Genomic DNA, 25,211 nt, shown 5'->3' with positions numbered 1-25,211 from the left:
CAGCACGAATCGTTCCATCAAAAGCTTGAATCACGACCAAGCCAAGATGGGAATCCTGAATATCAACAAACCTTAGATGCGGAGATCCCAAAACGCCGCGTAGTTCGGGCGTTGCATCAGCAGTATATCGGGCGCGCCGCTTGGCGTTCGATCCGATTGCGGGGCAGCGCGGTCGAAAGCTTTGAAAGTCGGTGAAACGGCGCCCCTGAGCGGCAGCACCCCGTGATCGAAGTCAAACGTCGGCGAGGTCGCCCAAGGCTTCAATCAAAGGCTGGATCTCGCTTTCGTAATTCTTCCAGCGCTTCACGGACGATTTGTAGATCGGCTGACGCACCTGCCAGCGGCTGGGCGTGGTGACCGCCCCTTCCCTATCGAAGAAGCGCAGGCATGCGTCGTCCCAAGGCAGGCCGAGATAATCGATGAGCCGGCGCGATTGCGCCTCTTGATCCTCGACGAGCGTCTCGTAGCGGTTCTCGAAGATACGGTTTGGGAAAACCTCGTTCCAGTGACGCATCAATCGGTCGTACTCGCGATAGTAGAGGCCGAGGGCGCGCAGGTCCGTATTGTAGCTATGGGCCGAGCTGAACGGCAGGACATAGCATGACACGCAATTGTCGATGGTATCGCGGCGACAATGAATTATGCGTGCATTTGGCAGCAGAAGGTTAAGCAGGCCAATCAGTTCAAAATTATGCGGCATCTTGTCGATGATGCGCTGCGCAGTCGGAGCGCGCTCCCGAAGATAGGAAAGATGCTCGTCGGCCAACGTCTTGGATAAGCGTTCGGTGACCGTCATCATGGGCTTGTTGAAATCAGAGGCCGAGGGTTGCAGGCCGATTGCATTTGCAACCCGCCTCAATTTGCTAAGCTCTCCTGCACCATGTACCTCAGGATGGCTCGCGCAGATTTGTTCTGTAAGCGTCGTGCCCGAGCGCGGCATCCCGACCACGAACACCGGAACTTCGGAAGGATTGCCGTAATCGGACCTATCGGCAAAGAGGTCGGGCGTGAAGGTTTCAATCGTCAGATCTATGAAACGACGATACTGATCGATGTCGAACTTGTAGCCGGCGGTCTGCTTCGCTTTTTTGAAATGGTCGAATGCCTCTGCGTAGCGCTTGAGGTCGTTCAGCACTTTACCGGCTGCATAGTGAAGGCTCTGTGCGGCCTCCGATTTAAGTCCCGGGGCGCCAAGTTCGCCAAGGATCGATTGGAGTTCCGGAGACTCTTCAGTAAACTTTCGACTCTGTACAAGCTCGTGGTAAGCTGCCGCCACGTCAACACGTCGTTCGATCGCCTCTTTGAGATAGACGCCGGCCTCGTCCATGCGCCCAAGGCCAGTGAGCGCAGCAGCCATTCCGAGCCGCGCTTTGGGATGATCGCGGTTGATCTTCAGCGCCTTTTCATAAAGTGGCAAGGCCAGATCTGGCCTGTCGAACTGGGTGTAAACGCGCCCTAAGGCACAAAGGGCCTCGACAAGATCGGGCTGCACTTCCAAGGCATATTGCATGTGTTTGACGGCCGCTGAGAACTCACTCAGCTTCCCGTAGGCCTCACCGAGACTAAGATGGTAATAGGGGTTTCTAGGTTCCTCGCCGACTGCTCGCGCGAAATAACGCAGGGCCGCTTCATCGTCGTAACCCAGACAAACAGTGCCCATAATATACAGGGCCAGCGGATGGTTTGGTGTTCGCTCCAGAACCTGAAAGCACAGATCCTGTGCTTCATCGAGCCGCTTGGCTTGCTGATGCTCGTAGGCTGTCTTCAGCAATGCGTCGTCGGCCTGCGCGCGGGCAAACGAACTCGCTTTCTCGAGGCTCGGCTGCGGCGGGCTTGCCTGTGGCCATCTTGGTTTCGGCGCTGGGCCGGACTTGAGGTGTTTGGACCAGGCAGGCGGCAAACGACTGTTCATGGCGTCTGCTAGCAAAATGCACCGATAGAATCCAGCCCAACCTCGACGGCAACCGGTGCTTTTAGTCTCGCTTGCGCTCTTCGTTCACGCAGGCAAGAACGCGTCCAGCGGTATCAATCCAGCTTGCGCCCGCTTACCCGTCACGCTAGCAAGAACGCCCCTTCCACGCGAGCTTTTGCCATGCGCCAGCGCCCTTCTCTCACGCCCGTCATCGGTGCGCTTCCCACCACGGTTCCGTTCGTCGGCCCGGAGGCACAGGAGCGCGAGCGCGGCCGGCCTTTCCGCGCCCGCATCGGCGCTAATGAAAGCAGTTTCGGGCCTTCGCCGCGCGTCATCGCCCGCATGGAAAGCGTCGCCCGCGACCAGTGGATGTATTGCGATCCAGACAATTACGAGCTGAAGGTGGCGGCCGCCGCGCATCACAAGGTGGCCGTCGAAAACGTGGTCGTGGGCGAAGGCATCGACGGCCTGCTTGGCCTGGTGGCGCGCATGTATGTCGGGCCCGGCGAAGCCGTGGTCACCTCGCTTGGCGCCTACCCCACCTTCAATTTCCATATCGCCGGCGTCGGCGGCCGCCTGGTGACAGTGCCCTATGCCAACGACAAGGAAGACCTGGACGGGCTCCTCGCCAAGGTCGCCAGCGAAAAGGCGCCGCTGGTCTATCTCTCCAATCCCGACAATCCGATGGGAAGCTGGTGGGAGGCGCCGGATGTCGTCCGCTTCATCGCAGCGCTGCCGGAAACCACCATGCTGGTGCTCGACGAGGCCTATGGCGAGCTGGGACCGGCCTCGGCGCTGCCGGCGATCGATGTCACGCGGCCGAACGTCATCCGCATGCGCACCTTCTCCAAGGCTTACGGCCTGGCCGGCATACGCTGCGGCTACGCCGTCGCGGAGGCGGAGGTGATCCGCGACTTCGAAAAGATCCGCAACCACTACGGGGTCAGCCGCATGGCGCAGATCGCCGGTCTCGAGGCGCTTGCCGACCAGGACTATTTGCGCTCGGTGGTGGCGCGCGTGTCGGCGGGCCGCGAGCGCATTTCAACCATCGCCAGGCAGAACGACCTCAAGCCGCTGCCGTCGGCGACCAATTTCGTCACCATCGACTGCGGCCGCGACGGCGCCTTCGCGCTGAAGGTAATGCAGAACCTCTTGTCGCGCGACGTGTTCATCCGCAAGCCGATGGCGCCACGGCTCGACCGCTGCATAAGGGTCAGCGTCGGGCTCGACCACGAGCTCGACATCTTCGCCGAGGAACTGCCAGGCGCCCTGGCGGCGGCGCGGGGGAACTAGCCCGAGCCCCCTGTTGCCTTTGCCCTTTGCTGTGCCAGATTCCGCCAAGTGCAACGCGGAATAAAGGCAATGCAGGGCGAACACAGAATCGTTCGGGCGCGCATTTCCGGCAAGGTTCAAGGTGTGAGCTACCGTGTCTGGACGCGCGGCGAAGCCATGCGCCTCGGACTGACGGGTTGGGTGCGCAACGAGCGCGACGGCTCGGTCGCCGCGCTGATTGCCGGCGCCGATGCGGATGTCACGGCGATGATCGAACGCCTGTGGCAAGGGCCGCGGGGCGCGCTCGTCTCGAAGGTCGAGATCGAGGAAGCGTCCGACGCCGCGCCTGTGGATTTCAGGATCATCGTCTAGTCTCATTTCGCCTCCGCGAGCCAGGGGCGGGCGGCGAGCGCATGAGGTGTCTTGAATTAATTGAACGTTCGTTTTATTAATGCTGCTGGAGGCGAACATGGCGCGCACCACAGGTTCCGACGGGGAAAAAACCGAAGCGGCCGTCCGTGAGGCGGCGGTCAGCCTGATCGCGCGCCTCGGCTACGAGGCGATGTCGATGCGGCAGCTGGCGGCGGAGGTCGGCGTGCAGGCGGCCGCGCTCTATCGGTATTTCCCGACCAAGGAGGACCTTCTGTTCACATTGATGCGTGAGCATATGGAAGGCCTGCTCAAGGCTTGGGAAGCCGCGCGGCCGGCGAGCGCTGATCCGGTCACCCGTCTTGCCGCCTATGTCGAGAACCACATCTCCTTCCACATAGAGCGGCGTCACGCCACCCATGTCTCCAATATGGAATTGCGCAGCCTCTCGCATGAAAGGCTGACGCAGATCCTCAAGATGCGCACGACCTATGAGAAGGAGCTGCGCACGATCCTGCGCGACGGCGCCGAGGCCGGTGTCTTTCAGGTCGACGATACCGGGCTCACCGCCATGGCGCTGATCCAGATGATGACCGGCGTCATCGTCTGGTTCCGGCCGGGCGAGCGGCTGTCGATCCCTGAAGTCACGGCATCATATCTTTCGATGACAATGCGCCTGGTCGGCGCGACAATCAGCCATGGCACCGCGCGTCCTTCCGGGCGCGCCAGGGACGCCGTGGCACTCTGATACAGGCATGATCTCCGCGAATACCGGGCATGCGCAGGGAGGAACGGCATGTACACGAATACGCTGAACTTCGGACTGGATCCCGACATCGAGGCGCTGCGCGATATCGTGCGGCGCTTCGCCCAGGACAGGATCGCGCCGATCGCGGCGGAGATCGACCGCTCCAACGAGTTTCCGACGCATCTGTGGGCCGAACTCGGCGCGCTCGGTCTGCTCGGCATCACCGCCGACCCGGACTTCGGGGGCAGCGGCATGGGCTATCTCGCGCATGTCGTGGCGATGGAGGAGATTTCGCGCGCATCGGCCTCGGTCGGCCTCTCCTACGGCGCGCATTCGAACCTCTGCGTCAACCAGATCAACCGCTGGGCCACTCCGGCGCAGAAGGAGAAGTACCTGCCTGCCCTTTGCTCGGGCGAGACGGTCGGCGCGCTGGCGATGTCGGAACCAGGCGCCGGCTCGGACGTGGTGTCGCTCAGGCTGCGCGCCGAAAAGCGCAACGACCGCTATGTGCTCAACGGCTCGAAAATGTGGATCACCAACGGCCCCGACGCCGGAACGATGGTGGTCTATGCCAAGACCGATCCGGACCGCCATGCGCGCGGCATCACGGCTTTCATCGTCGAGAAGACGATGGCCGGCTTCTCGGTCGCGCAAAAGCTGGACAAGCTCGGCATGCGCGGCTCCAACACCGGCGAGCTGGTGTTCGAGAATGTAGAGGTGCCGTTCGAGAATGTGCTGCATGAGGAAGGGCGCGGTGTCGAGGTGCTGATGTCGGGGCTCGACTATGAGCGCGCAGTGCTCTCCGGCGGGCCGATCGGGCTGATGGCGGCCTGCCTCGACGTCGCTGTGCCTTACGTGCATGAGCGCAAGCAGTTCGGCCAGCCGATCGGTACGTTCCAGCTGGTGCAGGGCAAGCTCGCCGATATGTACTCGACGATGAATGCCGCGCGGGCCTACGTCTATGCGGTGGCCGCCGCCTGCGACCGCGGCGAGACCTCGCGCAAGGACGCCGCAGGCTGCGTGCTCTTCGCCGCCGAAAAGGCCACGCAGATGGCGCTCGACGCCATCCAGTTGCTCGGCGGCAATGGCTACATCAACGACTATCCGACGGGGCGGCTGCTGCGCGACGCCAAGCTCTACGAGATCGGCGCCGGCACCAGCGAGATCCGCCGCTGGCTGATCGGGCGCGAGATCATGGCGGAGGGGGTGTGACAGTGACGACGCTTCAAACCCAGATCTCCCCCGCCTCCGACACCTTCCGCGCCAACGCCGAGCGTATGCGCGCGCTGGTCGCCGACATCGCCGAGAAGGCGGCAGGCGTCGAGCGCGGCGGCTCCGATGAGGCCCGCGAACGGCACGTCTCACGCGGCAAACTCTTGCCGCGCGAGCGGCTGGCGCAACTGCTCGACGCCGGCTCGCCTTTCCTCGAGGTCGGCCAGTTCGCGGCATGGTCGATGTATGGCGAGGACATTCCGTCGGCGGGCATCATCACCGGCGTCGGCCGCGTCGAAGGCCGGGAAGTGATGGTCGTCGTCAACGACGCCACGGTGAAGGGGGGCACCTATTATCCGCTGACGGTGAAGAAGCACCTGCGCGCGCAGGAGATCGCGCTGCAGAACAATTTGCCTTGCGTCTATCTGGTCGACAGCGGCGGCGCCAACCTGCCCAACCAGGACGAGGTGTTTCCCGACCGCGAGCATTTCGGCCGCATCTTCTATAACCAGGCCAACATGTCGGCGGCCGGCATCCCGCAGATCGCCTGCGTCATGGGCTCGTGCACGGCGGGTGGCGCCTATGTGCCGGCGATGTCGGACGAGACGATCATGGTGCGCAACCAGGCGACCATTTTTCTCGGCGGCCCGCCGCTGGTGAAGGCCGCGACCGGCGAGGATGTCAGCGCCGAGGAGCTCGGCGGCGCCGATGTCCACACCAGGCTTTCCGGCGTCGCCGACCACTACGCCATGGACGATGAACACGCCTTGGCCATTTGCCGGCGCATCGTCCGGAACCTGAATCGCAACAAGGCCGTAAGCCTGAATTTGCAGAAGCCGATTCAACCGCTTTACGATCCGCAGGAACTCTACGGCGTCGTGCCGACGGATCTGCGTCAGCCCTATGACGTGCGCGAGGTGATCGCGCGTCTCGTCGACGGTTCGGAGTTCGATGAGTTCAAGCAAAACTACGGCACGACTTTGGTCACCGGCTTCGCCCATCTGCACGGCATGCCGATCGGCATTATCGGCAACAACGGCGTGCTGTTTTCCGAAAGCGCGCTGAAGGGCGCTCATTTCATCGAGCTCTGCTGCCAGCGCGGCATTCCGCTGGTCTTCCTGCAGAACATCACCGGCTTCATGGTCGGGCGAAAATACGAGGCCGGCGGCATCGCCAAGGACGGCGCCAAGCTGGTGATGGCGGTCGCCACCGCGAAGGTGCCGAAGCTCACCGTGATCATCGGCGGTTCCTTCGGCGCCGGCAATTACGGCATGTGCGGCCGCGCCTATTCGCCCCGCTTCCTGTGGATGTGGCCCAACGCGCGTATCTCGGTGATGGGCGGTGAACAGGCGGCGACGGTGCTCGCCATGGTCAAGCGCGAGGGCATCGAGCGCAAGGGCGGTGAATGGAGCGCCGACGAGGAAGCGAAGTTCAGGAAGCCGATCCTGATGAAATACGAGCATGAGGGCCATCCGCTCTACTCCTCGGCGCGGCTCTGGGACGACGGCATCATCGATCCGGCCAGGACCCGTGAAGTGCTGGCGCTCAGCCTTTCGGCGGCGCTCAATGCCGGCATCGAGGAGACGAAATTCGGCGTGTTCAGGATGTGACGATGGGCACTCTCGGCGACAGGATCCGCATCCACACCGGCGACATCACCAGGCTCGCGGTCGATGCCATCGTCAACGCCGCCAATTCATCGCTGCTGGGTGGCGGCGGCGTCGACGGCGCCATCCATCGCGCGGCAGGGCCAGAGCTGGTCGCCGAATGCCGCATGCTGCATGGCTGCAAGACCGGTGACGCCAAGCTGACCAGCGGTTACCGGCTGCCGGCGCGCTATGTCATCCACACGGTGGGGCCGGTCTGGCAAGGCGGCGGCAAGGGCGAGGCGGAGCTTCTCGCCTCCTGCTATAGGCGTTCGCTCGAAATCGCGCGTGGCCATGATTGCCGGACGGTGGCTTTTCCGGCGATCTCGACCGGCATCTACGGCTATCCGAAAGACCAGGCGACGGAGATCGCCGTCGGCACAGTAAGCAGCTTCCTGCGGCAGAATGCAGTGCCTGATGTGGTTACATTCTGCTGCTTCGATGAGCAGACGGCGGAGATTTACCGGCAGGCCACCGCTGCCATTGGAGGACGCTGACCTTGATGACCAAAACGACTGCTCAAGAGACGACCTCGGTGGAGCACTCCCTTGGTAAGAGAGTGCTCCATGATGTCGGACGAATGCTTGTCCGGACACGCGGGCGGGACAGCCGACCTCGCTCAAAGCATATTCTGGCTGCGGAGGCTCCATGTTCGGCAAGATCCTGATCGCCAATCGCGGCGAGATCGCCTGCCGCGTCATCCGCACCGCCCGCAAGCTCGGCGTGCGCACCGTTGCCGTCTATTCCGATGCGGACGCCAAGGCCTTGCATGTCGAGATGGCCGACGAGGCGGTGCATATCGGCCCCTCGCCCGTCGGCGAGAGCTATCTGCGCGGCGACAGGATCGTGGCGGCGGCACTCGCCACCGGCGCCGAGGCCATTCATCCCGGCTACGGCTTCCTGTCGGAAAACCCCGACTTCGTCGACCGGGTGACGGCGGCAGGCCTCGTCTTCATCGGCCCCTCCGCCGCCTCGATCCGCGCCATGGGATTGAAGGACGCCGCCAAGCGGCTGATGGAAACAGCCGGCGTGCCGGTGGTGCCCGGCTATCACGGCGAGGCGCAGGAAATCGTGCTGCTTGCCTCCAAAGCGCGCGAGATCGGCTATCCCGTTCTGATCAAGGCGCGGGCCGGCGGCGGCGGCAAGGGCATGCGGCGCGTCGACCACCCCGAGGATTTCTCGGAGGCGCTTTCCGGAGCGCGGCGCGAAGCGAAAGCGGCGTTCGGCGACGATCGCGTGCTGGTGGAAAAATATGTCGACAAGCCGCGTCACATCGAAGTGCAGGTGTTCGGCGACAATTTCGGCAATGCCGTGCATCTCTATGAACGCGACTGCTCGGCGCAGCGCCGCCACCAGAAGGTGATCGAGGAGGCGCCCGCCCCCGGCATGACGCCGGCGCTGCGCAAGGCGATGACGGAGGCGGCCGTGAAGGCCGCCAAGGCGATCAATTATTCGGGCGCCGGCACGATCGAGTTCATCGTCGACGCCTCTCAGGGGCTCAACGTCGACCGCTTCTGGTTCATGGAGATGAACACGCGGCTGCAGGTCGAGCACCCCGTCACCGAGATGGTCACCGGCATCGATCTCGTCGAATGGCAGCTTCGCGTCGCGTCCGGCGAAAAACTGCCGAAAACGCAGGGCGAGATCGCGCTTGCCGGCCACGCTTTCGAGGCGCGCCTCTATGCCGAGGACGCCGCGAAAGGGTTTTTGCCGGCGACCGGCACGCTGCATCATCTCAAGTTCCCCGACGCTGCCCCGGAAGGCGCCGCGATGCGCATCGAGACCGGCGTGCGCGCCGGCGATGCGATCTCGCCCTTCTACGACCCGATGATCGCCAAGCTGGTCGTGCACGGCGAGGACCGGGCCACGGCACTCGGCGCGCTGCGCGATGCCCTCGCCCGGACCGAAGTCGCCGGCTCGACCGTCAACACCGCCTTCCTGGCGGCGCTCGCGGCCGACGCCGATTTCGCGGCAGGCGACGTCGATACCGGGCTGATCGGCCGGCATCAGGAGGCGCTCACCACCATTCCCGGGCCGGGCGACGAGACGATCGCCGCGGCGGCGCTGGCCGCGATGGATGCCGGCACGCCGGGTCCCGCCGCCGATCCCTGGTCCACGCTTTCCGGCTATGCGCATTTCCACACGCTGTCGCGCCGCATTCGCCTGCGCCATGGCGAGGAGAACATCCTGGCCAGGGTTTCGGCACGGCCGGACGGCCGCTTCCAGGTGGCGCTGGAGGCACCGCATGATGCGGTGAACACGCACGACTTGCGGACCATGCCGCTTGCCGCCCGCTGGCCCGGCCACGTCACCGTCTTCGAGGGCGCGGTCGGCTATACGTTCACGGTTCCCGATCCGCTTGCCAAGGCCGACGAGGCGGGTGCCGCCACAGGCAACCTGCGCGCGCCGATGCCGGGCCTGGTCAAGCTGGTGCGCGCCGCGGCGGGCGATGCCGTGATCAAGGGCCAGCCGCTCTTGATCCTCGAAGCCATGAAGATGGAGCATATGATCGCCGCCCCGCATGACGGCGTGATCGCCGAGATCGCGGCCGAGGGCGCACAGGTCAGCGACGGCACGGTGCTGGTCCGGTTCGCGGAGGACGGCCAGGGCTGAAGTGCTGAATTGCTGAATGGTAAATAGCTATGTCGGCGGGACTGCCCCGGCCTCGCCTGTACGTCAATGCCAGGGCACAAACGAAAAATGGCCGGGACGAGCCCGGCCATTTCCTCGATTGCGGAACCAATTACGGCTGGATCGGCGCGTATTTGCCGTCGTGCCACTGGTTGATGTCGTAGCTCGCGTTCTTCAGGTCGCCCTTCTCGTCGAAGACGACGTCGCCGACGACGGTGCTGATCGGCTTGCCGTCCTTGAGCGCCTCGGCGACCTTGGCCGGATCGTCGGTGCCGGCGCGCTTGACGCCTTCAGCCACGGCCTGGATCACCGCATAGGAGAACAGCGTGAAGCCTTCCGGCGTGAAGCCGCCGGCCTTGATCTTGGCGACGGCGTCCTTGGCTTCGGGCTTCGACTGCGGGTCCGACGGGAAGACGAACATGGTGCCTTCACCGGCCGGGCCGGCGACCTGCCAGAATTCCGGCGAAGCGATCGAGTCCGGCATGATCAGCTGGAACTTGACGTTCTGCTCGGCCGCCTGACGCAGGATCAAGCCCGCCTCCGGGTGATAGCCGCCGAAATAGACGACGTCGGCCTTGAGTTCCTTCAGCTTGGTGACGAGGGCCGAATAGTCCTTCTCGCCGGCATTGATGCCTTCATAGTCGACTTCCTTGAGGCCGCCGGCATTCATCGTCGCCTTCACGGCATCGGCAACACCCTGGCCGTAGGCGCTCTTGTCGTGCAGGACGACAACGTTCTTGCCGGCGTATTTCTTGGCGATCCAAGGGCCGATGAAGGCGCCCTGCGCGTCGTCACGCGTGTAGAGGCGCATGATGGTCGGCCAGCCGGCCTTGGCCGCGGCATCGGTCAGCACCGGGTTGGACGAGGCGGGGCTCATCATCAGCGTGCCGGCTTCGGCATAGACGGCCGAGGCCGGAATGCTCGAGCCCGAGCAAGCATGACCGTCGACAAACTTGACGCCGTTGGCGACGATGCGGTTGGCGACCGAGACCGCCTGCTTCGGATCGCACTGGTCGTCCTCGATGTCGAGCTTGATCTGGGAGCCGTTGACGCCGCCAGCGGCATTGATCGCGTCGGCGGCAGCCTGCGCGCCCTGCTTGAACTGGTCACCGATGGTGGCGAGCTGGCCGGTCATCGGGCCGACCACCGAAATGGTGATGTCGTCGGCGAAGGCAACCGGGGCGCTCATCATCAGGCCAAATGCGGCCGCGCTCAAAATACCCAATTTTTTCATGACTATAAGAACTCCTCCACTTGCGCGCGCCGCTCCGGCCGCGCTTCTTCCACAGAGCCGGGACAATTTCACCCTTCGCCGAAACTGTCGAGAGCACAATGCGGAAGGTTTTGGTTCATTTAGACGAGGATTTCTTGGGCCACGCGGCCGATTACCAAGCGTAATGCAAAAAGCCGCGCCGGCCTTGTCCCGGCCGGTCGCGGCTTTTTTTGCAATCGAGCTTCCCCGGCGCCCCCGCGCCTGAACCCCGCTCGCTTCCCTGTTTTTGCGTGGCTTCGGTTGCCTCAACCTGCCGCGTTCTCGTTCTTCCTGACCGGCCGTCTTTTCGCGGCCTTGTCCCAATGAATTTCCGAGCGCTGCGCGCGCTCAGGATCAGTGCATCGTCATCCATTCGCGCGCTTCGCGCAGCGCCGTGGCGATCTCGACTTTCGACATGGTGGCCGACAGCTCCGAGCGCAGCTCGGCGGCGCGGACCGAGCCCTTGATCGCGGCGATGTTGAACCATTTGTGGGCGGCAACGACATCGGTCTCGCAATCGCGGCCGGTCGCATACATCATGCCCAGTTCGAAAAGAATGTCGGCCTGGGCAGTTGCCCCCATGGCGCCGAAGCCGTCTTCAAGCATTTCAAAGCGTGCCATTTCAATCCCCTGTCTGGCTCCCGAGAGCTGCCTCCTTTTCCCTTGGTATCCCTTTGGGGCGGGGCGCTCTTTCGATGCTTTCGAAGATGACGGCTGGCCTTGAATCCGTCGTTAAATGGCTTGCTTAATTTGAGGAAAACAAAGCTAAAACAAGAGGTAAACGCGAAAAACTGTTAAGCATGGGAATCCAGCGTTTCAGCCATTTTGCGTCAAATTCGATGAAAATTGCCGCGAGTGGAATCAAGACTTCGCTAACCACGGAAACCGAAGCGTTTTTCCGGTCGCGTTTATTTTCAGTCATCCGCGCGGCGAAAATCCTTGCAACCTTCCGTGGCGGCACCGCTTTTGTTTTGGCGGGAGCTGGATTAGCTTTACCTTTGCGTAAGGGGCAGGAAGGCGGACCGGAGCCCGCCGCAACCCCATAGGGAGGAGGACAAGATGTGTCGAAAGATGAGCCTGGCCCTGGCGGCCACCTTGATCATGGCGGGGACAGCGTGGGCCGACCCGATCGAAGGCAGTTGGAAGACGCAATCCGGCGAGACGGCGACGATCGGCGGCGGCGGCTCGTTCTCCATCACGCTCAAGACCGGCAAATATGCCGGCAAGACGATCGGCTCGATGAAGGCGACCGGCGACAACAAATATGCCGGCAACATCACCGACCCGGCGAACGACAAGACCTATTCCGGCAAGGCGACGCTCACGGGCACGACGCTCAAGATGAGCGGCTGCGTGCTCGGCGGCCTGATCTGCAAGAGCCAGACCTGGCATAAGCTCTGAACGCCAGTTCCAGATCATCCGAAACGGGGCCGAACGGCCCCGTTTTCTTTTTGGAGCGGCAGCGCTCCGCCGGACCGGCGCTGCGCCGCCGCCACCTGTTCAAGACCTCGTCAATCAATTTGAACCCCAGATGAATACCGGTCTCAGAACCGGTTCAGAGGCCGTCAGGCATTTTCTCCCGCATTGAAGGAGAGAGAAATGCTTGCCCGTCGCTTCACCATCGTCTGCCTGCTGATGAGCCTGTTCGGCATGTTCTTCGCCATCCTGGTGGCGGAGGCTGGCCACCCTGTTCGCTCGTGGGAACGGCCGGTGCCTGCATTGTCGGCTTCGTGAACCAATTCAAGCGCTGAAACGACCAAGCTGGAAATCGACCAAGCTGAAAACCGGGGACCACCAAAATGAACCGCATCGCCGATAATGCAATGAAGATCCTTCGGCTGCTGCCACGGCGACGCTCATCCTGATGCTGCTCGCCGCCCCGGTGCTGGCCGTGCCGATGATGCGCGCCGACACCGGCAACAGGATCGAGGCACCGCCGCACAAGAACACCAGCGTAGGCTTCGTGCTGCTGATCAGCCTGCAGCGCGGATAAGGTGTGTCGATATTCAGGTGAGGCCGGCATGCGAAAGGCGGCTTCCTGCGCTTCCGGTGCTCACATACCTTAAGTACGCTCCGCTCCGGCCTTCGCCGGCCGTAGCCTTCATAGGACGGAGACATTTATGAGGGCTTCGGCCGGCGAAGGCCGGTTCTCGGAATCCACCTTTCTCGACTCGGGCCTGACCTGAATCTCGTCACACCTTGAATCGGAGGGATAACAAAAAATCTCCAGCTGGGCTGCGGTTCCTGTCCGCTCACCCCTCCCAACCGCTCTTCCAAATCTCTATATTGAGCCATGGAAAAGCGAATCTACCCCCAAGCCATCGAATCGGTCGTCATGCCGGAGCCTTTCGGCAAGCAGAGTTTCCACGACGCAAAAAAGGCCGTCGCGGCGCTGCAGACGCTCTACGACCGCAACACCAAATTCCTGCGCGATTCCTTCGCCGCACTAGCGGCGGGCGGCGACGAGAGCAGGCGCTACCGGGCCTTCTATCCGCAGATCGGCGTCACCACGACCTCGTTCAGCCAGGTCGACTCGCGCCAGGCCTATGGCCATATGCCGACGCCCGGGCATTTCGCCACCACCATCACCCAGCCGCAGCTGTTCGAGAACTATCTCATCGAGCAATTGAGGCTCATCATGCGCAATCACGGCGTTACGGTCACGGTGTCGGAATCGACCACCCCAATCCCGCTGCATTTCGCCTTCCTGGAAGGCACCTATGTCGACGGCGCGGCCGCCGAGCGCATCAAGCGGCCGATCCGCGACCTGTTCGACGTGCCGGACCTCGACGGCACCGACGACCAGATCGCCAACGGCACGTTCGAGGTGGCGTTCGGCGAGCCACGGCCGCTGGCGCCGTTCACCGCGCAGCGCATCGATTATTCGCTGCACCGCATGACGCATTACACGGCGACCAGCCCGCAGCATTTCCAGAATTTCGTGCTGTTCACCAATTACCAGTTCTACATCGACGAATTCGTGGCGCGGGCACGCGAGCTGATGGCCAGTGGCGACAGCGGCTATGTCGAATTCATCGAACCCGGCAATGTCGTGACCTGGAACGGAGCAACAGAATCGGAAGGCACACCGCCGCAGCGCCTGCCGCAGATGCCGGCCTACCATCTGAAGAAGCCCGGCCATGGCGGCATCACCATGGTCAATATCGGCGTCGGCCCATCCAACGCCAAGACCATCACCGACCATATCGCGGTTTTGAGGCCGCATGCGTGGGTCATGCTCGGCCATTGCGCCGGCCTGCGCAACACGCAGGCGCTGGGCGACTATGTGCTGGCCCATGCCTATGTGCGCGAGGACCATGTGCTGGATGACGACCTGCCGGTCTGGGTGCCGATCCCGCCACTGGCCGAAATCCAGGTGGCGCTGCAGGAAGCGGTCGCCGAGGTGACCGGTTTGTCGGGCTACGACCTCAAGCGCATCATGCGCACCGGCACCGTCGCCACCATCGACAACCGCAACTGGGAGCTGCGCGACCAGCGCGGGCCGGTGCAGCGCCTGTCGCAGTCGCGCGCCATCGCGCTTGACATGGAATCGGCCACTATCGCCGCCAACGGCTTCCGCTTCCGCGTGCCTTACGGGACGTTGCTGTGCGTTTCCGACAAGCCGCTGCATGGCGAGCTGAAGCTGCCCGGCATGGCGACCGAGTTCTACAAGCGGCAGGTGGCGCAGCATCTCACCATCGGCATCAAGGCGATGGAGAAACTGGCCGAGATGCCGATGGAGCGGTTGCATTCGCGCAAGCTGAGAAGCTTTTCCGAGACGGCGTTCCAGTAATCGCCAACTTTTGACCCGCGAGGCAATTCGTCGTCTTGCCCGGGCCGCAATTTGGCCGATAAGCGGTCCGAACGGATAGCCGGAGCGGTTGGAGCAAATGACAACGGGCGGCGCGCGCTTGAGCATGATGGCTCAGCTGACATTCCTGGCGATGATGGCATGCTCGGCCGCGCTGCTGGCTGGATTCTTCGGCGCGCTGCATCCGGCCTTCGATTCCTTCTCGCATTTCCGCATGCATCTGAGCGTGCTGACGGCCTTGCTCGCGCTGGCGCTGCTTGCCGGCCCCTACCGGCTGCAGGCGGTCGCGGCGCTGGTCTTCGCCATCGCCTGCTTCGCCACCACGACGAGCGCGCTGCCGAGATTGTCGACGCAGCAGGCGGTCGCAAAGCCGGCCGACAGGATCGTCTACAGCCTGCTGCAGATGAACCTGCGCTTCAACAATCCGACGCCGAAGAAGGTGCTGTCGCTGATCGGCCGGACCAATCCGGACGTCATCACGCTCGACGAAGTGTCCGGGATGTGGGCCACGGAGCTCGGCTATATTGCCAGCGCCTATCCCTATCGGATCCTTTGCGACTATCCCAACGGCATATTCGGCGTCGCGCTGCTTTCGCGCCGTCCCTTCGCCGCCGGCACCGCACCGCGTTGCGAGCCGCGCGGCGCGATGGCGACCGCCACGATCGATTTCGGCGGCATTCCGGTCAACGTCGCCGCGATCCATCTCAGCTGGCCGTGGCCGAAGGAGCAATACTGGCAGATCGGCGAGCTGGCGGAACCGCTGGCCAGGCTCGGCGAGACCGCCATCATGGCCGGCGACTGCAACGCCGTGCCGTGGAGCGCGGCGATGCGGCGGGTGGCGCGGCTCAGCGGCATGACGCTGATGCCGTCGGCCGGCCCGACCTGGATCCACCGGACGTTGCCCGACGTCCTGCGCCGCTATGCGGGCCTGCCGATCGACCAGGTGTTCAGCAAGGGCGGGGTGACGATCCTGTCGTCGGCCCGGCTGGAGGACACCGGCTCCGACCATCTGCCGGTGCTGGTCGAATTCACGTTGTGGTCCGACAGCAATGCGCCCGAGGACGAGCTCAAGTCGGCGCTGGCGGCGAACGACGCGCCGGACAAGCCGCGCAGCTGACGTCCGCTTGGTAGGTGAACGGCTCGAGCTTCAGTTCTTCCCCATCAATGCATTGACCAATTTCTCGACATGGCCGCCGTCGCGGTGCTCGCGCGCGTCGAAGGCATTCTGCCTGGCCTCGTAGTCGGCATAGATCGTGTCGATGCGGCGCCTGGCGTCCCAACGAAGACCGGTGCAGAACCAGTTGTCCTGCCGCTCGAGCCCGGCGAGCGCCGTCTCGGTCGCCCGCATCATCTGCTTCGCGATGCGGCCATGGGTATGTTCATGCTGGCGCACGCCGGCCATGAAGCGCTCCCAGCGCTTGCGCAGGACCGGACCGGACGGGGACGTGCGGCGCGGAAAGGTGTAGGTCAGGTCGATCGTGCCGGTGGCCTGACGCAGCCGGCAGATGCCATTGTCCCGTTTCACGTCGAGGTTCCAATGCACGGTATAGCCGGTCTCGGCGATGGCGCGCGTGGCATGGCCGTGCCTCGGCCCGAGGCCATCCATCGCCTCGATCAGTTCCGCGCCGGTCCTGCCGGCGACGTCATAGCTGCGCACATGAACGGTCAGCTTGGTGCCTGCTGACGCGGCCCCGGACAAAAGCACGCCGGCAGCAGCTAAAATTGCCAGGCTGATGCGCCGCATGTCCGCCTCCTTGTTCGGAGCGAAGCAGACCATACTCGGCGCGCGGCTTCAACGGTCTTGGCGGTTAGGCGCGGCTCACATGCCCTGGTAGACGGGGCCTTCACCGCCTTGTGGCGGCACCCAGTTGATGTTCTGGTTCGGATCCTTGATGTCGCAGGTCTTGCAGTGCACGCAGTTCTGCGCGTTGATGACAAAGCGCACGTCCTTTGCCGCCGGATCGGCGGCGGCGTTGCCGTCCTTGTCCACCCATTCATAGACGCCGGCCGGGCAGTAGCGGGTCGAGGGACCGGCGAAGACATCGTGCTCGGAACGCTGCTGCAGCGCCATGTCGGCGACGATCAGATGGGTCGGCTCGTTCTCCTCGTGGTTGGTGTTGGAAAGAAACACCGAGGAGAGCCGGTCGAAGGTCAGCACGCCATCCGGCTTCGGATAGGCGATCTTCTGATGCTTGGAGGCCGGCTCGAGCGTCGCATAGTCGGCCTTGCCATGCTTCATGGTTCCGAAGGGCGAGAAGCCGAACAGCGTGTTCAGCCACATGTCGAGACCGCCGATGCCGACGCCGACAATGGTGCCGAAGCGCGACCAGAGCGGCTTGACGTTGCGGACCTTCTTCAGGTCCTTGCCGATATCGGTGCCGCGCCAGGCTTCCTCATAGGAAGCGAGCTCGTCATTGGCACTGCCACCGGCAATCGCCTCGGCCACATGCTCGGCCGCCAGCATGCCCGAGAGCACCGCGTTGTGCGAGCCCTTGATGCGCGGCACGTTGACGAAGCCGGCAGCACAGCCCATCAGCACGCCACCCGGGAAGGACAGCTTCGGTACGGACTGCCAGCCGCCCTCGGTGATGGCGCGCGCGCCATAGCCGATGCGCTTGGCGCCCTGGAAGGTGCCGGCGATTGCCGGATGCGTCTTGAAGCGCTGGAACTCCTCGAAGGGTGAGAGATAGGGGTTCTTGTAGTTGAGGTGGACGACGAAGCCGACCGCCACCTGGTTGTCCTCGAGATGATAGAGGAAGGAGCCGCCGCCGGTCTTCATGTCGAGCGGCCAGCCGAAGGAATGCTGCACAAGACCCGGCTTGTGGTTCTCGGGCTTGACCTGCCAGAGCTCCTTGAGGCCGATGCCGAACTTGCCCGGCTCGCGGCCGTCGGCAAGCTGGTATTTGGCGATAAGCTGCTTGGCGAGCGAGCCGCGCGCACCCTCGCCGATCAGCACGTATTTGCCCATCAGCGCCATGCCCGGCGCGTAAGCCGGGCCGTGCGTGCCGTCCTTCTCGACGCCCATGTCGCCGGTGATGACGCCGGTGACGGCGCCGGCGTCGTTGTAGACGAGGCTTGCCGCGGCGAAGCCCGGATAGATCTCGACGCCCAGCGCCTCGGCCTTGGTCGCCAGCCAGCGGCAGACATTGCCCAGCGAGACGATGTAATTGCCGTGGTTGTTCATCAGCGGCGGCATCAGGAAGTTGGGCAGGCGGAACGAGCCGGCAGGGCCAAGCACCAGGAAATGGTCCGCGGTCACAGGCGTCTTGAACGGATGATCGCCCTCCTCGCGCCAGCCGGGCAGCAGGCGGTCGATGCCGATCGGATCGACGACCGCACCCGACAGGATATGGGCGCCGACCTCGCCGCCCTTCTCCAGGACGACGACGGAAAGGTCCGGATTGAGCTGCTTCAGACGGATCGCGGCGGCAAGGCCGGCGGGACCCGCACCGACGATCACCACGTCGAATTCCATGCTCTCGCGTTCGATTTCGCTCATCGGCCCCTCACTGGCTCGCCATGTTTTCGCATTGTGCTGGCTCACGCGCTGCATAGCGCATCAATTCGCGACGCGAAACCGGCGCTGACGTGACAACGCCGATTTCGACAAAAAGTCGCGGTTTTCCCTACGAAACGGTCGCCGCGCAGGCCATGGCCAAGCATAGGCCAGCGCCAATCGGATGGAAGGCCAGGCCGCGTCCGCATGTTTTTAATTGTTCGACGGCTTGGTTATCGGCAATACTTCGCACCATGCGCAGTCCAGAGCCAGCCGGCTTTCCATCGAAGCGCTTACTCTTCACGCCAGGCATGGCCTGGCGCGCGGTTCTTCCACTCCTCTTTTTGTCCGTGCCGGCGGAGGCCGATCCGGTGAAGGTCTGGGCCACCGGCGCCTATTCCTTCTCCGACGAACTGGGCGGCTTCCGCATCACGGGTGCTTCCGGCATCGGCACCAAGGAAGACCCGCTGATCATCAGGGAGGAACTGAACACGGCGACGCCGGTGACGCTGACGATCCGCGCGACCAAGCCGATCGAGCCATTCGGCAAGGCAGGCCAGGTCGCCAACGGCGTGATGTATATGCGCATCGACGTGCTCAACAACAGCGCCCTGCCCTGGGTGGAATTCCAGTTCGAGCTGCAGGAAATCCTCGACCAGCCAAGCGTGTTCGGCGACGGCCTTTCCTTCGACCAGCGCAACAAGACGCCCGACAACATCTGGTCGAGCAATTTCGCCGATTTCGACCGCCGGTTCGAACCCTATGACCAGCTGCTGTTCAAGAACGGCAAGGTCGACCCGCTCAAGACGGCGACCTTCGACTTCCTGATCACCGACTACACGCCGCGCTGGACATTTTACATCGTGCAGGATCCGCGCATACCGACTGGGTGAAAGCATATCGATATTCAGGTGATGCCAGCCTGCAAATGGCGGTTTTCCTGCGCTTCCGGTGCTCACGTATGAAAAGTACGCTCCGCTCCGGTTCTCGGAAACCACCATTTTCGACTCGGCCTGACCTGAATCTCGACATGCTCCAATACAGGCGAGCGTGGCTTAACCTTGCAAATCGGCGCCGCGCGGACGATGGTGGCGCCATGACTGCCGCCTCCCCCAGCACACCAGCCGAGATCGCCGAACTGCTCGCCTTTTATGCCAGCGCCGGCGTTGACGAGGCGCTTGAAGACGCGCCGGTCAATCGGTTTGCCGAAGCGGCGGCGAAGTCGGTCGAACGCAGGGCTGCCGAGCGGACGCCAGCCGCGCCGCGTCGCGAGGCCGCGCCCGAGACCCGAACGGCATCCGGGAAGGGTCCGGAGCGGCCCCAGGCGCCCGAGCCACCAACGCCATCATCCGGCCTCGACGCGCGCAATATTCCGGACGCTCCGGCGCGCATGCCGGCCGCCACCGTTCCCGACGAGGCGCAGGCGCTGCTTGCCCGGCAACTGGCCGCAAGCGCCTCGACGCTCGAGGAACTGCGCCAGCACATGGCCGGCTTCGACGGCTGTAATCTCAAATTCACCGCCAAGAACCTCGTCTTCGCCGACGGCAATCCGAAAGCCGAGCTGATGCTGGTCGGCGAGGCGCCCGGTCGCGACGAGGACCTCGAAGGTCTGCCCTTTGTCGGCCGCTCCGGCCGGCTGCTCGATCGTATGCTCGCCGCTATCGGCCTCGACCGCAACTCGGCCTATATCGCCAACGTCATTCCGTGGCGGCCGCCGGGCAACCGCACGCCGACACCGCACGAGACCGAAATCTGCCGGCCGTTCATCGAAAGGCAGATAGAACTGGTCAATCCCAAGGTGCTGGTCAATCTCGGCGGTCCGTCGGCCAAGACGCTGCTCAATACGACCGAGGGCATCCTGCGCCTGCGCGGCAACTGGCGGGTGCACACGACGGCGTCGGGCATAGCCATTCCGGCGATGCCGACGCTGCATCCGGCCTATCTGTTGAGGACACCGGCGCACAAGAAGCTGGCCTGGCGGGATTTTCTCGAGGTCAAGGCGAAGTTGAAGGGGTTGGCGTGAACGTCTTCCCCTTCTCCCCTTGTGAGAGAACGGAAGCCAATAACCTCCCAGGTAATTGAAATCCCTCCCTCTACAGCCTAGTCCTACCCTATGACCACATCCGACCCTTCCGCCGGAAGCCTCATCCGCGAGTGGCGCACGCGGCGGCGCATGAGCCAGCTCGACCTCGCGATGGAGGCCGACATCTCGCAGCGGCATCTTTCCTTCGTCGAAAGCGGCCGCGCGCAGCCGTCGCGCGACATGCTGCTGCATCTGGCCGAGCAGCTGTCGATTCCACTGCGCCAACGCAATCAACTGTTGCTTGCCGCCGGCTTCGCGCCGAGCTTCAGCGAAAAGCCGCTGACCGATGCGACGCTGGCGCCGGCGCTTGCCGCCGTCGAGACTGTGCTCAAGGGCCACGAACCCTTCCCGGCGCTGGCGGTGGACCGGCACTGGAACCTCGTTTCGGCAAACACCGCGATTGCTCCGTTCCTCGCCGACATCTCCGAAGCATCGCTTCTCGCGCCGCCGGTCAATGTGCTGAGGCTCAGCCTGCATCCGGGCGGCGTGGCGCCGCGCATCGTCAATCTGGCGGAGTGGCGCGCGCATCTCATCGAGCGGCTGAAGCGCCAGAACGACGCCACCGGCGACCCGGTGCTGATCGAGCTTGAGCGCGAATTGCGCACCTATCCATCCGGCCTGAGGAGCAGCCGGCCGGCGCCGGTCGAACCGAGCGGCATCGTGCATCCGCTGCGGCTTGCGCATGGCGACGCCGTGCTTTCCTTCATCAGCACGATCACCGTGTTCGGTACGCCGCTCGATGTCACGCTGTCCGAACTGGCGATCGAATCCTTTTTCCCGGCCGACGAGCAGACCCGAACGGTTCTGGCGCGGCTGGCAAAAGAGCCGGCGACCGCTTCGTAGGCCTTCACCCCTGCGGCGGCGTGACCGTCCTGGTGCGCGTGCGCTCGAGGCCCAGTTGCCGCTCGCGCCAGATGATGAAGATACCGGCGGCGACCACGATCACGCCGCCCGCAAGGGTGTTCAGCGAGGTCACGTCGCCGAAGACGAAATAGCCGACCACAACGCCGAGGATCATCGAGGTGTATTCGAAGGGCGCCACGACCGAGGCTTCGGCATGGCGGTAGGCCGCCGTCATCAGGATTTGGCCGAGCCCTCCGCAGAAGCCCGCGACGACGAGGAGCGCGGCCTGCATCGGCGTCAGCGCCTGCCAGCCGAAGGGCAGCGTGAAGAGCGACAGCACTGAAGCGGTCGAGGAGAACCACAGCACGATGGTCGCCGTCTTCTCCGTCTGCACGAGATTGCGCACCAGAAGCATGGCGACCGCCGAGATCGCGGCAGCGATCAGCGCGGCCATGACGCCCAGCACCTCCTGGTCGTCGAGGCCTTCATCGGAATTGGGCAGCGTCAGTTCGGGCCAGGAGATGATCAGCACGCCGGCAAGGCCGACCGCGACCGCGCTCCAGCGGTAGACGCGGATCGTCTCGCCGAGGAAGAGCGAGGAGAACACGACGACCAGCAGTGGCTGGGCGTAGTTCAGCGTGATCGCTTCCGGCAGCGGCAACCTGGTCAGCGCGAAGAAGCCGAGCCCCATGGCGCCGACGCCGACCACACCGCGCGCGACGTGGTTGAACGGCCGTCTCGTCGTGAATGCCGTGGCCAATTCACCCTTAAAGGCCAGGAAGGCGATGATCGGGAAGATGGCGAAGAAGGAGCGGAAGAAGACGATCTGCCCCGCCGGCACGTCGCCGGCCGCCTTGATGCAGGTCTGCATGCCGACGAAGACCGTCACCGAGACGATCTTCAGCGTAATGCCGCGCAGCGTGTTGTGGCCGACGGCATGATCGACGGTCATCTTGCCTCGTAAGGATAGTCGGGAAACGAAGCCGCGAAATAGGCCAAGAGCAATTCCAGGAAAAGTGTGTAACGGTTTTCCGTCCGGAATTGCGAAACACAACCTATGCCGCAGTTTTGTCGAGTGGCCATTTCGTGTAAAGAGCGCGCACCTCAAAATTCTTGGACCAGCCAAGCTGGCTGGCCGGCCGAAATCAACAGGAAAAGCCTAAGGAATGCGCACAGATACCGGCCATGTCTTCAAGCTCGAAGACTATCGCCCCTGCGACTATCTCATCCCGAGGACCAGCCTCGACTTCCGCCTGTCGCCGGACGCGACCCATGTGACCGCGCTGCTTACGATCGAGCGGCGCGCGGGCGTCGCCGCCTCGCCGCTGGTGCTCGACGGCGACGGGCTGACGTTGCTCGGCATTGCCGTCGACGGGCATACGCTTCCGGCCAGCGACTATGAGGCGACGCCTGACCGGCTGACGATCCTGAAGCCGCCGGCGGCGCAGCGTTTCGAGCTGCGCCTGGAGACGGAGATCGCGCCTTCGCGCAACGAGGCGCTGATGGGCCTTTATCGCTCCAACAACGTCTATTGCACGCAATGCGAGGCCGAGGGCTTTCGCCGCATTACCTATTTCCTCGACCGTCCCGATATCCTGTCGGTCTACACGGTGCGCATCGAAGCGCCGCACAACGAGGCGCCGCTGCTGCTTTCGAACGGCAATCCTGTGGAGAGTGGCACGCTGGGCAGCGGCCGGCATTATGCGGTCTGGCACGACCCGTTCCCCAAACCCTCCTACCTTTTCGCGCTGGTGGCGGGCGCGCTTGGCAAGGTGGCGGGCAGCTTCACCACCATGTCCGGCCGCGAGGTCGAGCTCGGTATCTATGTGGAGCCCGGCAAGGAGCAGCTTGCCGGCTATGCGATGGACGCGCTGAAACGCTCGATGCAATGGGACGAGGAAGCCTTCGGCCGCGAATACGACCTCGACGTCTTCAATATCGTCGCCGTCTCCGACTTCAACATGGGCGCCATGGAGAACAAGGGCCTCAACGTCTTCAACGACAAATATGTGCTGGCCGACGAGGAGACCGCGACGGATGCCGACTTCGCCAACATCGAGGCGATCATCGCGCATGAATACTTCCACAATTGGACTGGCAACAGAATCACTTGCCGCGACTGGTTCCAGCTCTGCCTGAAGGAAGGGCTGACGGTTTACCGCGACCACGAATTCTCCGCCGACCAGCGCTCGCGGTCGGTTAAGCGCATCGCCGAGGTGCGCACGCTGCGCGCGCACCAGTTCCCGGAAGACCAGGGGCCGCTGGCGCATCCGGTCAGGCCGCGACGCTACCGCGAGATCAACAACTTCTACACCGCGACCGTCTACGAGAAGGGTTCGGAAGTGGTGCGCATGATCCGCACCATCCTTGGGCCGGAAACCTTCCGTGCCGGCATGGACCTCTATTTCGAGCGGCATGACGGCGAGGCGGCGACGATCGAGGATTTCCTCAAAGTCTTCGAGGACGTCTCCGGCAGAGACCTCGCGCAATTCGCGCTTTGGTATCACCAGGCCGGCACACCGAACCTGACGGTAAGTTCCGCGCACAATGCGGCGGCAAAGGAGTTCACCCTGGAGATCGAGCAGTCGGTGCCGCCGACGCCGTCGGAAAGCCGCAAGCGGCTGATGCATATCCCGCTGGCCTTCGGCCTGGTCGGCGCCAACGGCAAGCCCGTCGCCTGGACTGCCGTCGAGGGCGCAATGGTGGATGACGGTGTCATCCATATCCGCAAACGTCGGCACACGGTGCGCTTCTCGGGTATTTCGCAACGGCCTTCGGTGTCGCTCAACCGCGGCTTCTCGGCGCCGATCACGCTTTCGGTGCAGCAGAAGGCCGACGACCAGTTCTTCCTCGCGGCGCATGACAGCGACGCCTTCGCGCGCTGGCAGGCGTTCAACACGCTCTTGACCGATGCGCTGATCGCCGCCTTCCGCCAGATCCTCGGCGGCAAGGAGCCGGTGTTTGCGGCGCGGCTTGCCGAGCTTGCCGGCAGGATTGCCGGCGACGAGACGCTGGAGCCGGCCTACCGGGCGCTCGCGCTGTCGCTTCCGGGCGAAGCCGATATTGCCCGCGACATCGGCAAGGGCATCGACCCAGACGCCATCTTTGCCGCACGCGAGGCGATGGCGCGGATGATCGCCGAGGCAAATCGCGAGGCCTTCCCGGCGCTCTATGAGAGCCTTGCCGACAAGGGTCCGTTCAGCCCGGACGCGGCGAGCGCCGGGCGCAGGGCGCTGCGCAACATCCTGCTCGACTATCTTTCGCTGCTGCCGGGCGGCGCGGGCCTCGCCGCAGGGCACTTCAATGCCGCCACCAACATGACCGACCGTGCGGCAGCGCTCGCCGTGCTGGCGCATCGCCATCCAGGCACGGCCGAGGCCGAAGAGGCGCTGGCCGCCTTCGAGGCCCGCTATCGCGGCGACGCGCTGGTACTCGACAAATGGTTCCAGATCCAGGCCGGTGTGCCGGGCGCAAAGACCGTCGAGAAAGTTCGTGAGCTCATGCGGCACCCAGCCTTCTCGATCGCCAACCCGAACCGGGTGCGTTCGCTGATCGGCACCTTCTCCAGCGCCAACCAGACCGGCTTCCACCGCCCCGACGGCGAAGGTTACCGCCTGTTTGCCGAGACGGTACTGGAGGTCGAGAAACGCAATCCGCAGGTAGCCGCGCGGCTGGCGACGGCGCTCAGGTCCTGGCGCTCGCTGGAGCCTGGACGTCAGACCAAGGCCAGGCAGGCGCTGCTCGACATGGCGAAGGCCGAGAATCTTTCGGCGGATCTGCGCGATATCGTGGAGCGGACACTGGCGTAATTAGCGATCTCCCTCCTGGTGGGGGAGATGCCGGCAGGGCAGAGCGGGGCACGAAGGATCGCGACGTTTGCTTCTCGCCCGAAAGCCGGATCTGACGAGTGTCGGGCAATTGAGCAGTTGAGGGGTT

General features: G+C 63.8%; 23 protein-coding genes and 1 pseudogene. 18 read left to right on the top strand and 6 right to left on the bottom strand.

The genetic code is table 11. From position 1 onward, the window contains the following. A partial coding sequence (locus tag FJ418_RS32205; protein ID WP_210243166.1) for a hypothetical protein occupies positions 1–195 on the top strand: 195 nt, incomplete at its 5' end. Between the two features lie 37 nt (positions 196–232). Here the strand turns inward: FJ418_RS32205 and FJ418_RS27015 are convergent. Then, complete coding sequence (locus FJ418_RS27015) at positions 233–1,912, bottom strand: sulfotransferase (RefSeq protein WP_140870908.1); 1,680 nt, start codon at positions 1,910–1,912, stop codon at positions 233–235. Positions 1,913–2,092: 180 nt separating this feature from the next. Between FJ418_RS27015 and FJ418_RS27010 the strand changes: the two genes are divergently transcribed. The 7 genes from FJ418_RS27010 to FJ418_RS26980 all read left to right on the top strand — a co-directional run bounded on the left by FJ418_RS27010 (position 2,093) and on the right by FJ418_RS26980 (position 9,772). Next, positions 2,093–3,205: a pyridoxal phosphate-dependent aminotransferase gene (locus FJ418_RS27010; RefSeq protein ID WP_140870905.1), complete on the top strand. Its 1,113-nt coding sequence runs from the start codon at positions 2,093–2,095 to the stop codon at positions 3,203–3,205. 69 nt (positions 3,206–3,274) lie between these two features. Beyond that, positions 3,275–3,556: an acylphosphatase gene (locus FJ418_RS27005; RefSeq protein ID WP_140870903.1), complete on the top strand. Its 282-nt coding sequence runs from the start codon at positions 3,275–3,277 to the stop codon at positions 3,554–3,556. A gap of 97 nt (positions 3,557–3,653) precedes the next feature. Beyond that, positions 3,654–4,301, top strand: a complete 648-nt coding sequence (locus FJ418_RS27000) for a TetR/AcrR family transcriptional regulator (RefSeq protein WP_140870900.1) — start codon at positions 3,654–3,656, stop codon at positions 4,299–4,301. Positions 4,302–4,349: 48 nt separating this feature from the next. Further along, positions 4,350–5,513: an isovaleryl-CoA dehydrogenase gene (locus tag FJ418_RS26995; RefSeq protein WP_140870897.1), complete on the top strand. Its 1,164-nt coding sequence runs from the start codon at positions 4,350–4,352 to the stop codon at positions 5,511–5,513. A 2-nt stretch (positions 5,514–5,515) separates the two neighbouring features. Next, positions 5,516–7,123 carry a carboxyl transferase domain-containing protein gene (locus FJ418_RS26990; RefSeq protein WP_140870894.1) on the top strand — a complete coding sequence of 536 codons (1,608 nt, stop codon included), beginning with the start codon at positions 5,516–5,518 and terminating at the stop codon, positions 7,121–7,123. Between the two features lie 2 nt (positions 7,124–7,125). Next, positions 7,126–7,656, top strand: a complete 531-nt coding sequence (locus FJ418_RS26985; RefSeq protein WP_140870891.1) for an O-acetyl-ADP-ribose deacetylase — start codon at positions 7,126–7,128, stop codon at positions 7,654–7,656. A 151-nt stretch (positions 7,657–7,807) separates the two neighbouring features. Beyond that, positions 7,808–9,772, top strand: coding sequence for an acetyl/propionyl/methylcrotonyl-CoA carboxylase subunit alpha (locus FJ418_RS26980; RefSeq protein ID WP_140870887.1), 1,965 nt, complete (start codon positions 7,808–7,810; stop codon positions 9,770–9,772). 130 nt (positions 9,773–9,902) lie between these two features. On the opposite strand, the gene FJ418_RS26975 is transcribed toward FJ418_RS26980, so the two are convergent. Further along, complete coding sequence (locus tag FJ418_RS26975) at positions 9,903–11,024, bottom strand: ABC transporter substrate-binding protein (protein WP_140870884.1); 1,122 nt, start codon at positions 11,022–11,024, stop codon at positions 9,903–9,905. Between the two features lie 372 nt (positions 11,025–11,396). Next, a complete protein-coding gene (locus tag FJ418_RS26970) occupies positions 11,397–11,663 on the bottom strand; it encodes a sel1 repeat family protein (protein ID WP_140831069.1) in 267 nt (88 codons plus the stop codon). 179 nt (positions 11,664–11,842) lie between these two features. Between FJ418_RS26970 and FJ418_RS26965 the strand changes: the two genes are divergently transcribed. The 6 genes and pseudogenes from FJ418_RS26965 (at position 11,843) to FJ418_RS26945 (ending at position 15,970) form a co-directional block, all read left to right on the top strand. After that, positions 11,843–12,088 carry a hypothetical protein gene (locus tag FJ418_RS26965; RefSeq protein WP_140870881.1) on the top strand — a complete coding sequence of 82 codons (246 nt, stop codon included), beginning with the start codon at positions 11,843–11,845 and terminating at the stop codon, positions 12,086–12,088. A gap of 13 nt (positions 12,089–12,101) precedes the next feature. Then, the gene (locus FJ418_RS26960) at positions 12,102–12,443 is read left to right on the top strand and encodes a DUF2147 domain-containing protein (RefSeq protein ID WP_140870878.1); all 342 of its coding nucleotides are present in this window, start codon (positions 12,102–12,104) and stop codon (positions 12,441–12,443) included. A 198-nt stretch (positions 12,444–12,641) separates the two neighbouring features. Continuing rightward, positions 12,642–12,776: a hypothetical protein gene (locus FJ418_RS32615; protein ID WP_281405931.1), complete on the top strand. Its 135-nt coding sequence runs from the start codon at positions 12,642–12,644 to the stop codon at positions 12,774–12,776. A 65-nt stretch (positions 12,777–12,841) separates the two neighbouring features. Further along, positions 12,842–13,035: pseudogene (locus FJ418_RS32610) on the top strand (hypothetical protein). A 342-nt stretch (positions 13,036–13,377) separates the two neighbouring features. Next, on the top strand, positions 13,378–14,835 hold the full coding sequence (locus FJ418_RS26950; protein WP_246683223.1) for an AMP nucleosidase: 1,458 nt from the start codon (positions 13,378–13,380) through the stop codon (positions 14,833–14,835). Positions 14,836–14,959: 124 nt separating this feature from the next. Then, positions 14,960–15,970 (top strand): endonuclease/exonuclease/phosphatase family protein, encoded by a 1,011-nt coding sequence (locus tag FJ418_RS26945; RefSeq protein WP_181167101.1) that lies wholly within the window; start codon positions 14,960–14,962, stop codon positions 15,968–15,970. Between the two features lie 30 nt (positions 15,971–16,000). Here FJ418_RS26945 and FJ418_RS26940 read toward each other — a convergent pair whose 3' ends face one another. Both FJ418_RS26940 and FJ418_RS26935 read right to left on the bottom strand, forming a co-directional pair. Beyond that, a complete protein-coding gene (locus FJ418_RS26940) occupies positions 16,001–16,597 on the bottom strand; it encodes a DUF922 domain-containing protein (protein WP_140870869.1) in 597 nt (198 codons plus the stop codon). 75 nt (positions 16,598–16,672) lie between these two features. Beyond that, the gene (locus tag FJ418_RS26935) at positions 16,673–18,352 is read right to left on the bottom strand and encodes an electron transfer flavoprotein-ubiquinone oxidoreductase (RefSeq protein ID WP_140870866.1); all 1,680 of its coding nucleotides are present in this window, start codon (positions 18,350–18,352) and stop codon (positions 16,673–16,675) included. Positions 18,353–18,603: 251 nt separating this feature from the next. Between FJ418_RS26935 and FJ418_RS26930 the strand changes: the two genes are divergently transcribed. The 3 genes from FJ418_RS26930 (at position 18,604) to FJ418_RS26920 (ending at position 21,275) form a co-directional block, all read left to right on the top strand. Continuing rightward, on the top strand, positions 18,604–19,242 hold the full coding sequence (locus FJ418_RS26930; protein ID WP_140643597.1) for a hypothetical protein: 639 nt from the start codon (positions 18,604–18,606) through the stop codon (positions 19,240–19,242). Between the two features lie 203 nt (positions 19,243–19,445). Continuing rightward, on the top strand, positions 19,446–20,372 hold the full coding sequence (locus FJ418_RS26925; RefSeq protein WP_140870863.1) for a uracil-DNA glycosylase family protein: 927 nt from the start codon (positions 19,446–19,448) through the stop codon (positions 20,370–20,372). A 90-nt stretch (positions 20,373–20,462) separates the two neighbouring features. Then, positions 20,463–21,275, top strand: coding sequence for a helix-turn-helix transcriptional regulator (locus tag FJ418_RS26920; RefSeq protein ID WP_140870860.1), 813 nt, complete (start codon positions 20,463–20,465; stop codon positions 21,273–21,275). A gap of 4 nt (positions 21,276–21,279) precedes the next feature. On the opposite strand, the gene FJ418_RS26915 is transcribed toward FJ418_RS26920, so the two are convergent. Next, entirely contained in the window at positions 21,280–22,227 is a 948-nt protein-coding gene (locus tag FJ418_RS26915) for a DMT family transporter (protein WP_140870914.1), read from the bottom strand. 214 nt (positions 22,228–22,441) lie between these two features. Here FJ418_RS26915 and pepN point away from each other — a divergent pair, with 214 nt between their 5' ends. Beyond that, on the top strand, positions 22,442–25,084 hold the full coding sequence (pepN, locus tag FJ418_RS26910; RefSeq protein ID WP_140870857.1) for an aminopeptidase N: 2,643 nt from the start codon (positions 22,442–22,444) through the stop codon (positions 25,082–25,084). Positions 25,085–25,211 lie beyond the last annotated feature (127 nt).

It is taken from the genome of Mesorhizobium sp. B2-8-3 (assembly GCF_006440815.1).
In the GTDB taxonomy this organism is placed as follows: domain Bacteria; phylum Pseudomonadota; class Alphaproteobacteria; order Rhizobiales; family Rhizobiaceae; genus Mesorhizobium.
This window is presented reverse-complemented; position numbering and strand designations above follow the sequence as displayed.

Excerpts from the sequence above, each read along its gene's own strand:
- FJ418_RS26925 (WP_140870863.1), top strand. The coding sequence starts at position 19,446 with ATGACTGCCGCCTCCCCCAGCACACCAGCCGAGATCGCCGAACTGCTC.
- FJ418_RS26915 (WP_140870914.1), bottom strand. The coding sequence starts at position 22,227 with ATGACCGTCGATCATGCCGTCGGCCACAACACGCTGCGCGGCATTACG.
- FJ418_RS26960 (WP_140870878.1), top strand. The coding sequence starts at position 12,102 with ATGTGTCGAAAGATGAGCCTGGCCCTGGCGGCCACCTTGATCATGGCG.
- pepN (WP_140870857.1), top strand. The coding sequence starts at position 22,442 with ATGCGCACAGATACCGGCCATGTCTTCAAGCTCGAAGACTATCGCCCC.
- FJ418_RS26935 (WP_140870866.1), bottom strand. The coding sequence starts at position 18,352 with ATGAGCGAAATCGAACGCGAGAGCATGGAATTCGACGTGGTGATCGTC.
- FJ418_RS26950 (WP_246683223.1), top strand. The coding sequence starts at position 13,378 with ATGCCGGAGCCTTTCGGCAAGCAGAGTTTCCACGACGCAAAAAAGGCC.
- FJ418_RS26920 (WP_140870860.1), top strand. The coding sequence starts at position 20,463 with ATGACCACATCCGACCCTTCCGCCGGAAGCCTCATCCGCGAGTGGCGC.
- FJ418_RS26995 (WP_140870897.1), top strand. The coding sequence starts at position 4,350 with ATGTACACGAATACGCTGAACTTCGGACTGGATCCCGACATCGAGGCG.
- FJ418_RS27015 (WP_140870908.1), bottom strand. The coding sequence starts at position 1,912 with ATGAACAGTCGTTTGCCGCCTGCCTGGTCCAAACACCTCAAGTCCGGC.
- FJ418_RS26965 (WP_140870881.1), top strand. The coding sequence starts at position 11,843 with ATGGGAATCCAGCGTTTCAGCCATTTTGCGTCAAATTCGATGAAAATT.
- FJ418_RS26945 (WP_181167101.1), top strand. The coding sequence starts at position 14,960 with ATGATGGCTCAGCTGACATTCCTGGCGATGATGGCATGCTCGGCCGCG.
- FJ418_RS26930 (WP_140643597.1), top strand. The coding sequence starts at position 18,604 with ATGCGCAGTCCAGAGCCAGCCGGCTTTCCATCGAAGCGCTTACTCTTC.
- FJ418_RS27005 (WP_140870903.1), top strand. The coding sequence starts at position 3,275 with ATGCAGGGCGAACACAGAATCGTTCGGGCGCGCATTTCCGGCAAGGTT.
- FJ418_RS32615 (WP_281405931.1), top strand. The coding sequence starts at position 12,642 with ATGCTTGCCCGTCGCTTCACCATCGTCTGCCTGCTGATGAGCCTGTTC.
- FJ418_RS26980 (WP_140870887.1), top strand. The coding sequence starts at position 7,808 with ATGTTCGGCAAGATCCTGATCGCCAATCGCGGCGAGATCGCCTGCCGC.
- FJ418_RS26975 (WP_140870884.1), bottom strand. The coding sequence starts at position 11,024 with ATGAAAAAATTGGGTATTTTGAGCGCGGCCGCATTTGGCCTGATGATG.
- FJ418_RS27010 (WP_140870905.1), top strand. The coding sequence starts at position 2,093 with ATGCGCCAGCGCCCTTCTCTCACGCCCGTCATCGGTGCGCTTCCCACC.
- FJ418_RS26970 (WP_140831069.1), bottom strand. The coding sequence starts at position 11,663 with ATGGCACGCTTTGAAATGCTTGAAGACGGCTTCGGCGCCATGGGGGCA.
- FJ418_RS26940 (WP_140870869.1), bottom strand. The coding sequence starts at position 16,597 with ATGCGGCGCATCAGCCTGGCAATTTTAGCTGCTGCCGGCGTGCTTTTG.
- FJ418_RS27000 (WP_140870900.1), top strand. The coding sequence starts at position 3,654 with ATGGCGCGCACCACAGGTTCCGACGGGGAAAAAACCGAAGCGGCCGTC.
- FJ418_RS26985 (WP_140870891.1), top strand. The coding sequence starts at position 7,126 with ATGGGCACTCTCGGCGACAGGATCCGCATCCACACCGGCGACATCACC.